The organism is Streptomyces sp. NPDC040405 (assembly GCF_055595765.1).
The window spans coordinates 40185-50307 of sequence record NZ_JBVIVI010000025.1; the positions used below are offsets into that span (position 1 = coordinate 40185).

Sequence of the window (10123 nt, forward strand, 5' to 3'; positions counted from 1 at the left end):
TCCCGATCACTGCTGACTTGATGCACGAGATCCTCACACAGACTGCGGAGCAGCCTGGTGCGGACTTCCGCGTCCTGACGTACTACGTGACCGCGGCCGCGCTCGGGGACACGATCCGGCAGACCGCAAAGGACGTCGCCCAGGCGCTCAAGCTGTCGCCGGGCAGCGTCTCCAGGAGTATCAAGCGGCTGCTGGCCGCCGGGTGGCTCCAGGTCGCATACACCGTGGGCAGCGTGAGCTTCTACCGTGCTGGGCCGAGGGTCATGGACCTGGCTCTGGCCGAGACGCACGTCGACGAGCAGCCTCTGGCTGAGGTGCGCCACCTGCCGGTGCGCTCGGTGCCCGAGGACGACTAGGTCTTCTCCGTCCGCTTTGCCAGCGAGGGCCCGCACGCTCACAGGAGTGCGGGCCTTTCGTATGTTGGTGGCAGGGGATAATTCACCTCCTGCGCCACGGCTCCTCCCTCGGGTCCGTGGGCCCTGCAGGGCCCACTCCCTCTCGGGACACCCCCGCTGACGTGCCGCGACGAGCTTCCGCGACGTAGCCAGCGTCGTCGGGGTGCGGAGCGGCGGAGTGGGTACCGGTGGGCACCGGCCCTGGCCCGTGGCCACGGTGCGGCAGGGGTGCGCGCAGCGGGACCACGGCGTGTTGTGTGAGGCGCTAGAGGTTAATTATCCCCCTCGTTGGAAGAGCGCGCCGAGGGCGCGCGAAAGAGGGGCGGATGGGAGGGGCGGGGCCGTGGCGGGAGTACACGGGCACCCTCCGGCCCGTACGGGCTGAGCGGGCCCCGCCCCTCCCATCCGCACGGCATCTCGTCCTCGCTCCCCCGACCCACCGTCGGCCGGGTGCGGGCCCGTGGAAGGGAACAGAGGACGCGCTTCGCGCGGCGACGACAGAAGCAAAGCGCCGTCCCCAGCACGGTGGTGACGCTTCCTCGGGACCTGGACCCTGCAACAAAGCCCCTAGCGGCGCCTCTCGCGGGCGATCATGCCCCGCAGGGTGGATTCCGCGCCGCCAGCCGCCCCCGGGGCTCTGAGGGGCGTATGTGGCCTCAAGGGGTGGTGCCGGGAGTGGGTGAGGGCTTCGGCGGCCTTGCCGCGGGTGAGTTCGAGGCCGAGCCGTAGGTCGTTCAGCTTCAACGGGACGGAGGGGTCAGAAGAATTCGGGGGAGGATGCCGGGTCGCGGCTGAGCGCGACGGACAGAAGCACCAGTTCGGCCTGCTCGCCGGGGCAGTCCGGTCGCACGCGGAGGGCGGCCAGCAGGGCGTGGCGCATGCCCTCGTGGCGCTGCTGCTTCGCCTCGCACAGGCTGTCGTAGTCCTGCGTCTGCTCGTACGGGCCGTACTGGGCGGGCCACTCCTCGGTACTGAGCAGGCCCTTCCGGATCTTATGGGCCATATCGCGCCTCAGCCACAAGCCCAGCAGTTCCCGGTAGGTGTTCTCGGTCGCCCGCGCGATGGCGGCAAGCTCGGGGCCCAGTCGCTCGTCGGGCCACTGGTCCAGAAGGGCGGTCTCGGCCGGATGGCGCTCACGTGAGTCGCGCGGCCAGTGGGAAAGCGGGGGAATCTCGGGCATGGGTGTGGGTTCCCTCTCGGGGGCAGCGTCGGGCGGTGGCGGACGCCGTAGGCGCCAGCCGGGCCAGGTGGTCGAAGATACGGACTCAAGAGGGTGAGATGAACAGCCTCCGGGCAGCTGACAGTGGGCGATCCAGCCCGCCCTGACCGCTCGCGACGCTCAGCGCCCTGTGCCAGACCCTGGACTGCCAGCCCGGGGACATCCTCATCTACGAGCCGGGCTGACGGCACGGCGGCCGCGCGCCCCCGGCGGCCTCCCGGGAGCACGCCGCTCTCGACGGTGCTGACCAGTCGGACGCCTTCGGCGGGCCGCATCTGCGTCATCTGTCGAGGTTTCCCGACCGGGGCCTTGAGATGACCTGCCCAGGCTCCGGCAGCCCGTTCGGCGGCGTAGGCGGTGCGGCGTTTCCTGGATTTGGTCTGCGGTACCGGTATCCTGGTTGCGGGCATCGCGTAGGCCCAAGTCCGCCGTCCGGCCCATGACCAGACGGCACGAAGGGCAAAGGTGCCAGGGTCCTCCAGGACCTGGTCAGCTTGCCGAACAGGCGGCGCGCCAGCGCACGAGTTCTCACCGTCGTCTTCGACGACCTCCTCCGTCGTGCGCTGATCTCGTGCGCGCCGGGTCATGGGACCGTGCCGCGCCGGGAAGAGTCAGCTGTGTCGAAGAACGACAAGAAGAACCGCCGCCGCAAGAGCCACGCCGAGCGGGAACGGGTCAAGCGCAAGAAGACCGCTAGCGGCGCCTCGTACACCTCCGCCCAGTCAGGCACCGTCCACCGTCACCAGGGCCCCGAGATCGGCCCGGTCGACGGCTCCGGCTTCGGCACCGGTCGGCAGGCCGACATGCAGACCGCTTCCGCACTGATCGGGGCCTGCGTGGAGAAGTGCCGGCCATGCCAGGCGAGCCTGGCGGACAAGGTCCTCGCCGGTGACCGGCTCGTCATCGCCAGCCTCGCAGGCAGCGTCTACTCGCTGATCCCCTCCCTGGGCTCTGTGTGCTCCCCCGCCACCCAGCGGTTCCACGCCGTGGCCCGGGACACCGCGCGCCCCGCGTACGGCAGCGCGGTCCTCGCGACGGTGGAAGACCTGAGCGCGGAGGATCTGGAAACGCTTTTGGAGGACACGCTCGACCTGTGGGCGGCCGCCGCCGGACCCGTCCCATCCGAGGCGACCGGACCCGGCTCGGCGGACCCGGAGCGCGAGGCGGGCGAGGACGACGATCAGGCGCCGCGTCGCTACGCCGTGGCGAGCGGGACCGCCTACCTGATGAGCGCGGGTATCGACCAGTTGCTGAGCTCGGAGGAGATGCAGGGCCTGGTCGAGCAAGCCGAGAAGTCCGCCGGTGCGGGCGATCCCGTGGTGTGCTTCCTGTGTGACCAGCCGATCGACGTGACGGCGGAGCCGGAGGTCCACGTCGGAGTGAGCGCCCGGACCCTGGTGGTCGACGGCCGTGAGCTCGACGCGGTGCAACCGGTGTGGACGCATTCCGGCTGCGGCCGGACCCGCATCTGGCCGTGGCCGGAGCTGAAGGCGGAGCGGCAGCGTCGCGGCCTGTACGTGGCCCCGGAAGACCGTCAGCCGGAAAGGCCGACTGTGCAGGGGCCGCGGAACGCCGACTACACGCACTTCAGCGTCGCCCGGCAGCCGGGCGGCGGGATGGTGCCGCTGGTGCTCGTCGAGCCGGGCGAGCCCGACGCGCACGGGATCGAGGGATACGTGGCGGCCCGCCTGTCCGAGGGGTTCAAGCCCGTCGACCTGAGCGGAGGCCAGCCCTTCCCGGTGCTGGACGGATGGCACCTGCGGTGTGAGCGCGGCCGGATGGTCTCGGTGATGCGCGCGGGCGGCGGAGCCTGGTACCGCCAGGAAGGCGGGTACGCGACACCCGGCAACTGGCGGCAGGCGGCCCGCCAGCGCAAGGCGCTGCTCCTGGTCGTGCCCGCGGGCACCGTGGGCGACCGGCAGGGCGACGACTGGCTGGCAGCGGTGAGCCGGGCCGCCGAGGCCGGCCACGTGCTGGGCGGCTTGGTCGCGGTCCGCGGGACGCTGTCGTGAGCCGCCGCAAGACCCCGACGCCCGGGGTCGCCCGCGTACGGATCACCGGCGACGATGCGGCGACGCAGGCCCTTCTCGACGCACTCGCTGAGCACTTCACCGTGAAGGACCCGGACCCCTACAGCGGCAGCCGCAGCTATCTGGAGGTCGACACCCGCCCCGGCTCGGCCCCGCGCGGCGTCGGCCCCGAGGACGACGGGCCCGACATGCCCAGGGCCTCGAAGCACCGGCCCGCCGAAGTGCCCTCCACGGTCGCGGTGATGATGGCGCGCCAGATCAACGCGGCGCACCTGCACCTGTCCGCGTTCCGAGACCTGGTGCAGACGTACGGCGACGGCGTGGTTCCCGAGTGTCCGAAGCCCGGCCGGGCCCCGGACAACCCGGTGGACCAGACGCTCAGCACGGCGTCGCGGCTGCTGTACGAACTGCGGGAGTGGAGCGGCCACACCGCCCACGCCTCCGGCGCGGTCTCGGCGCTGCCGGAGAGCATCGCGGCGTCCCAGGAGCAGCGCCGGGCCGAAGCGGTGCTCTACCCGCCGGGCGAGTGGTGCGCGCTACCGGGCGGCACGATGCCGCCGCCCGGTGAGGAGCGGCCAACGGGGAGCGCGGAGTACCCGATCGCGGCGCAGCTGCTCGGGCCGGTGCCGCAGAAGCGCTACAGCGCGCGGGCCTCGGGGATGTCGGTGCAGCGGGCGCTCCCCGCGGTCGCGGACACCCCGGCGGCCGCCGTGTGGACGGCGGAACAGGCGCTGTACGGCTACGTCTGCCAGCACTGGGAGACGCCCGGCGACACCCCGGCCGATCTCGCGGCCGCGGTCGACGGCCTGGGTGAGATCGCCGACACCTTCGCCAGCGCCTGCACCTACACCCTGGACGAGATCCGGCGGCGCATTGGGGAAGGGCTCTTGGTCGACGTCGACGAACACGTCTTCACCGAGGCGGTGGCCGCCGTGCGCACGCAGCTGGGTATCGAGCCGGAGCGGGTGCCCAAGCTCGCGTACGCCCTGTCGCGCGTACGTCAGGCGATGACCGGGGCGCGGGCGGCGCTGCCCGCGGCGACGGGCGACGCTCGTGCCTTTGACGCACTGGCGCAGGCCAGGGCGCTTGGCGCCCTCGACGGCAAGACGCTCCCCGAGGTACGCCGCGAGCTGGGTGGTGAACGGCACTGGCAGCGGCACCGCTCGAAGACCCGGTTGCCGGACTACACCGCGGCGGACTGGCTGCGGCGGGCCATGCACTGGATGCACGCCGCTGGTGTGAACGCGTACGACCACGGCAAGCACCTGGCCGCCGAACGGCACCCGGAAGGTTCGGGCCTGCCGATCGGGACCCCGGCCGCGGCCGAGGACAGGGGCGAGCGATGAGCGGGGGCGCGGTCCGCGCGGCTGTGGGCCCGCAGCTGTTCGCCCTGACGTTGGTGCGGTCGCTGATGGGCGGCGTGCTGGAGCGGAAGGGCCTGGAGCAGACCGTGGACCAGGCGCGGGGCGGGGTTCGCGACGGGCTGCTCCAGATGTCGAAGTGGGCGCGCGGCGCGGACCTGCGGACCGAGATCGTGCCCGTCGTGTGCGCGCTGGGGCGTACGGCGGTGGCCGCGCTGGCCATCACGCAGGACGACGACCCGGCGGCGGTGACCACCTGGCTCGATACCCAGGCTCGTACGGTGCGCGAGCATCAGGTCAGCCTGACGGTCGAGCATCCGGCGGATTCGGTCGTCGTCGACGTCGCCGCGGTGTTCGCCGAGGAGCTGCACCGCACAGCAGGTGGTGACGTCGACGATGAGGAGCTGGAGGCCCGGGAGCAGCGGGTCGTCGATCTCGTGGTCGAGTGGGCGCGGCCCGGTGCAGCAGTACGGGACCACGTCGAATTGCTGCTGTCCGGCGGCTGGTTCGCCTCGGTGACGCTGGCCCACGCCTTCGGCTTCGACGGGGATCGGATGTACGAGTACGTGGAGAGCCACGCACACGCCCTGATCAGTGCGGGTCGCCGCTGATCGAACTGCCTGACCGCAGCCGTAGGGCTGCGGTCAGGCGGCGGCCGGGACGAGTACCAGCGCCCGGATCAAGGCTCCGATCCGATCGTGCGGGCACCCGGCGATGCGGACCAGTCGGACGCCTTCGGCGGGCGGCGCCTGCGTCATCTGAGATGGTTCCGGGAACAGGCCACCGACGGCCGTCCCAAAGTAGGACACTCGACATCACCGACCGAAGGAGAGGCAGTGACAGCACAACCCGATCACCACGACGCCGTACCGCCTATGCGCACGCTCGCCGAGTTGCGCGCCGCGCTGGCCCACCAGGGCTTCCCCAACGACCTGGCCGACTTCGACCGGGAGCTGGAGGGCACCGATCTGGACGACCTGACCCAGGTCCGCGAGATCGCCCAGGCGTACCGGCACCGGGTGCTGCTGCGGCTTGACCCCGAGGGGATGGCCGCGCTTTCCCGGAGCACCGAGGACGTCACCGCCGAACTCCAGCGCAAGCTGAACGAGGCGAGCGCCCGGTGACCCACGCGTTCTACTCCGACGCCGCCGAGAAGATCCTCCGGGCCGACCTTAGCCCGCGCGAGCAGGCGGCCGTCGAGTCCGTCCGCCGGTTGCTGGAGGAAGACCCCGACTCCGACCGGGCCCGCGGGCTCCCGGACGCCGACCCGCGCTCCGAGTCGTTCGTCATCGAGCTGCTGCCGGAGCAGACCGGCGGGCGCGGGATCTCGGTGGTATACCGCTACAGCCAGGACCTGGATGCGGTGTTGATTTTGTGGCTCATCGCAGGCCCATGAAACCAGGGCGCCGAAGCGTCCCCGGCAGGGAAAGTGCCGGGGACGCTTCGGCGCTTTCAGGGTAGAGGCCGCGAGCAACGCGGTGATCACGAGAGCCTGGCACCGGTCCCTCACCGGATCAGGAAGTCGCTACTCCGAGCGGGGGTCCGGGGCCGTGTCACTGGTTCGGGTGACGCGGAAGCAGCTTCCGCCTGCGAAGTACGGGCCGCCCGTCGCCTGGGCCCGTACGCTGAGGGGAGCTGTCCCGGTGGCCTCCCCCGTGCCTCCGGGACAGCTCTTCTTGGGGGCGGGAAGTCCGCTCCAGCGCGGCGGCAACGAATCCGACCCGGGTGGGCTATGACCGCTCCAGTGCCTCCAGCAGCAGCTCGCTGTAGCCCGCGGCCGCGAGGTCCTCGTTCGCCAGTCCGGCCTGGTGCAGCAGCTTCAGGGTGAGGGCGTGGTCGGAGCGCGCCCACGCGGTGCGGGTCGCTTGCAGCAGCGTCCGCCGGGCACGCAGCACCCGCGGATCGGTCTCGTCGTCGGCATCCCGGCGGACCTGGTGGAAGACCTCCACCGCCGTGACCGCCTTCGCGAACGCCACCGCCGTCCGCTTCGCCTCGCGCTCCGCATGTTCTGGCAGCGGGTTGAGGACCACGGCCGGCTCCCACTTGGGCGGCTTGGATCCGGCCGCCTTTTCGGCGGCGTAAGCAGTGCGACGTTCCAGAACACCGCGGCGTAGCTGCTCCAGCCCTTCCGGGAGTTCCCAGCCCTTCCCTCCGTGGCTGCTCACTGCCGTCTTCAGTTGCTGGACCTGGTCGACGTAGCTCTCGATGAGCCCTTTCCGGCCGAGGGGAGTACCGCGTCGGTAGCCGCCGTGGCCGTGCGCCACGAGCAGGGAGCGGGCACCGCCTTGCAGGCCCGCGATGAGCCGGGCTCTGATCGGCAGCCAGTTCTCCACGGCGGCCCGGGTAATGGGCGACAGAGGCCAGACCTCGGTGACGTTGAGATCTGAGGTATCCGCCTGCGGATTGCGGATGATCTTCACCCATGACAGATCTGGTGCGAAGTCGGCGATACCGCAGGAGCAGAGTTCTCCGACCCGGGCTGCCGCGTCCAGGACCAGCCCGACGACGGCGTGGAGACGGGCGGCGCCGGGGTCCGAGGGGCGCCGCTCGACTTCCTGCTTGAGTCCGTCGTGCAGCTCGCTGCGGGCCCAGGCCGGCAGCGTCGGTTTCCTGGGCGGTTTGGGGTAGGAGATGGCTCCGCTGGGCACGCCTGCCGCGTTGGCCAGTCGGCGCAGAACGCTCGACCGGCGACGCTGGGAGGATGTGACCCCTTCGGGGTCGGTCTTCCCCTGCCGGGCGCGCAGCTCGCCGTTGTCGGTCATGTCGCACAGGGCCCTTGCGCCGGGGCCGAGCAGGTCGTCCAGCGATTTGCCGTAACGACGCTTGAAGTCGTCATCCTCCAGCGCCCGGTTGAGCGTGCCGTGGACCCAGCGGACGTGAGCTGCTACGGACTCGGTGATCTCCGGGTCGTTCAGCACTCTGCTGACCAACAGCGGCAATTCTTCGACCGCTCGGTAGCGGTCCTGGTCGGTGCTTGCGGACACCTGTGGTTCCCTTCTGACAGCGGAAGAGGTTAATTATCCCCTTTCATTGTGCACCAGGTATCTGACGCTGGCGGGAGTAAGGCCGGTGTCCATTCCCAGCGGAGGTGGTCGAGTCCCGCTCGATCTCATCGGAGGACCGCCCAGTTCCTGGGAGAGTGCAAAGCAACGCCCACGTCTGCACCTCTGGAGGTGGGATCCTGTCGATGGCTCCAACCACAGCAGCCAAGTCCTCAAGAGGGGAGCAGAGCACGTGACTCACGCCCGAATGCGGAGGGGCGACGGGCCCTTGATGAAGGCCATCAACCTGCTCGGGATCTTCTCGCCGGTCATCTTCGGCGCGGTGCTCCTCGGGCGGTGGCTGGCCTCTTGACCGCCCCAGTCCCATCACCTCTGCCCAGCGCCGACGTGATCTAGGTACTTCTGCTGGACCCGGGGGCCAGCTGTCCCGGCAGAACTGACCAGCTGCTGGTCACGTGCCACCCATCTGTTCACTTCGGCCGGGAACGGACAGCCGGGCGGTCGCCGGATTGCCGGTGATCGCCCGGTCCTGCTGAGAAGTTGTCTCCGGGCCCGCGTCGGCCCGTCAGGTTCTGGGGCCCGGGTGGTTCTCGTCAGCCCAGAACACGCCAGGGTTCACAGCCGTTCTCATCGGGCCCGGGCCTGGCATCCATGTTGGGGTAGAACCGTTCGTAAGCTGTCTTGAGGTATCCCGCCGACAGGTGCGATTCCGCGGCCAGGTCCTCAAAGGTGGAGCCTGCGGTGAGAGCGAGTGTGATTGCCTCGTGCAGGGAGCCCTGGACCAAGCGGCTGGCCTGGGCGAGGTCAGCGACGGCGTGCGCCAAGCGACCGTCGTGCAGACTCCGCCGGGCGTTGTCGTCGATCATCTCGGCAGCCACAGTCAGCCCGGCGTCCAGCCATTTCCGTTCCTCAGGGAGTTGCTCGGTCGCTTTTCGGCGAATACGCATAGCGGCACCGTAAAGGTCGACGCCTGTCGGCGGCCACCACCGTTTCCGCGATCAACCGCTTCTCCCCCGACAATCACCCCGTGACCTCGCATATTCAACGACGCCCAAACGAGCCCCGCCCTTTTCACCGGGGGGCCGAGAAGTGCGGTAACCGCAGGTCAGAGCCGTTTCTTGCGAATTCTTTGAAACAGAGGGCGAGTATCGCAGCCTCGTCACGGAGGATGATGGCGAGGCACGTGCACACCCCGTACAGCACAATGCACAGCTAATTTTCAGCCGCGTAGCGCGATGCACACCCCGAGGTTGCATAAGCACAGCGGCGCAGGGGTTGCTGCCTGACTAGCGTTTGGGGTGACCGAGGTTCCTGCCGTCTCTGGAGCGTGCTCACGTGCATCAGATTTCACTGCTCCAGCAGTCGAGGCTCGTCTGTGCCAGTGTTTTCGCGATACCGGCTTTGATGCGCTCCGGCGGGCAACCTTGGTCCCGCCGAGGCGGGCCCGATGCCGTGGGGGCATCGGGCCCGCCTCACGTCAAGGGAATTCCTGAATCCGCTAGCTCGCCACCCCTTTTTTCCTCGCCACGGGCCACGGCCCATCACCCCCTCGCCTCGCCTCGCCACCCCCAGCCCGCTCCTCACCCACGAAGGAAGCCGCGTTGCCCGTCCCCGCCATCAGCGTCACGGGACCAGACGATGACGCCCTGTCGGCCGTCGAGCTGTACGACGGCGTCACCGCATACGTAACCGTCTGGTCCGCACCGTCGCCGGAGCGCCCCGTGGAGGCATACGTCCAATTCAGCCCTGGGGCGGCCTTCCCGGTGCCGGATCAGCACCTCGACAGCCCGAAAACACTGCTGGTCCTGGAAGGCGTGCTCCAGGACGAGCACGGCTCGTACGGTCCGGGCACGCGGATGCAAGCGGCGGCTGGGTCCGAGCACACTCCGCGCTCGGACACCGGCGCGCTCGTCTACGTGATCTATCCGGGCCGCACGCCGACGGCGACGGCCAGTCCTCATCTCCAGGCCGTTCCGTGACGTCCGGCCCCGTACCGGGCTCGGACAGGTGACGCCCTTCGCGTCGCTCCCCGCGCGGGGGGGGGGGGGGGGGGGGGGGGGGGGGAGGGGGGGGGGGGGGGGAAAGTGGCGCAGGAGGCACCCCCCCCTTTCCTCCC

General features: G+C 70.3%; 10 protein-coding genes and 1 pseudogene. 8 read left to right on the forward strand and 3 right to left on the reverse strand.

The window, feature by feature from the left end:
- Positions 1 to 20 precede the first annotated feature (20 nt).
- Positions 21 to 356 carry a MarR family transcriptional regulator gene (locus tag ACZ59A_RS43685; RefSeq protein ID WP_470971126.1) on the forward strand — a complete coding sequence of 112 codons (336 nt, stop codon included), beginning with the start codon at positions 21 to 23 and terminating at the stop codon, positions 354 to 356.
- Between the two features lie 796 nt (positions 357 to 1152).
- Here the strand turns inward: ACZ59A_RS43685 and ACZ59A_RS43690 are convergent.
- Entirely contained in the window at positions 1153 to 1575 is a 423-nt protein-coding gene (locus tag ACZ59A_RS43690) for a hypothetical protein (RefSeq protein WP_470971129.1), read from the reverse strand.
- Positions 1576 to 1730: 155 nt separating this feature from the next.
- On the opposite strand from ACZ59A_RS43690, the pseudogene ACZ59A_RS43695 reads away from it, so the two are divergent.
- The 6 genes and pseudogenes from ACZ59A_RS43695 to ACZ59A_RS43720 form a co-directional block, all read left to right on the forward strand.
- Positions 1731 to 1799: pseudogene (locus ACZ59A_RS43695) on the forward strand (helix-turn-helix domain-containing protein); the annotation flags it as partial.
- A 432-nt stretch (positions 1800 to 2231) separates the two neighbouring features.
- Positions 2232 to 3626, forward strand: coding sequence for a hypothetical protein (locus ACZ59A_RS43700; RefSeq protein ID WP_470971131.1), 1395 nt, complete (start codon positions 2232 to 2234; stop codon positions 3624 to 3626).
- Complete coding sequence (locus ACZ59A_RS43705) at positions 3623 to 4990, forward strand: hypothetical protein (RefSeq protein WP_470971134.1); 1368 nt, start codon at positions 3623 to 3625, stop codon at positions 4988 to 4990. Before ACZ59A_RS43700 ends, ACZ59A_RS43705 begins: the two co-directional genes overlap by 4 nt.
- Positions 4987 to 5616 (forward strand): hypothetical protein, encoded by a 630-nt coding sequence (locus ACZ59A_RS43710; protein ID WP_470971136.1) that lies wholly within the window; start codon positions 4987 to 4989, stop codon positions 5614 to 5616. The genes ACZ59A_RS43705 and ACZ59A_RS43710 overlap by 4 nt, the downstream gene beginning before the upstream one ends.
- Before the next feature lie 225 nt (positions 5617 to 5841).
- The gene (locus tag ACZ59A_RS43715) at positions 5842 to 6129 is read left to right on the forward strand and encodes a hypothetical protein (RefSeq protein ID WP_470971138.1); all 288 of its coding nucleotides are present in this window, start codon (positions 5842 to 5844) and stop codon (positions 6127 to 6129) included.
- On the forward strand, positions 6126 to 6401 hold the full coding sequence (locus ACZ59A_RS43720) for a hypothetical protein (RefSeq protein WP_470971141.1): 276 nt from the start codon (positions 6126 to 6128) through the stop codon (positions 6399 to 6401). The genes ACZ59A_RS43715 and ACZ59A_RS43720 overlap by 4 nt, the downstream gene beginning before the upstream one ends.
- A 334-nt stretch (positions 6402 to 6735) precedes the next feature.
- Here ACZ59A_RS43720 and ACZ59A_RS43725 read toward each other — a convergent pair whose 3' ends face one another.
- A complete protein-coding gene (locus ACZ59A_RS43725) occupies positions 6736 to 7989 on the reverse strand; it encodes a hypothetical protein (RefSeq protein WP_470971143.1) in 1254 nt (417 codons plus the stop codon).
- Positions 7990 to 8600: 611 nt separating this feature from the next.
- Entirely contained in the window at positions 8601 to 8954 is a 354-nt protein-coding gene (locus tag ACZ59A_RS43730; protein WP_470971146.1) for a hypothetical protein, read from the reverse strand.
- 654 nt (positions 8955 to 9608) lie between these two features.
- Between ACZ59A_RS43730 and ACZ59A_RS43735 the strand changes: the two genes are divergently transcribed.
- Positions 9609 to 9986, forward strand: a complete 378-nt coding sequence (locus ACZ59A_RS43735; RefSeq protein ID WP_470971148.1) for a cupin domain-containing protein — start codon at positions 9609 to 9611, stop codon at positions 9984 to 9986.
- Positions 9987 to 10123: the final 137 nt, after the last annotated feature.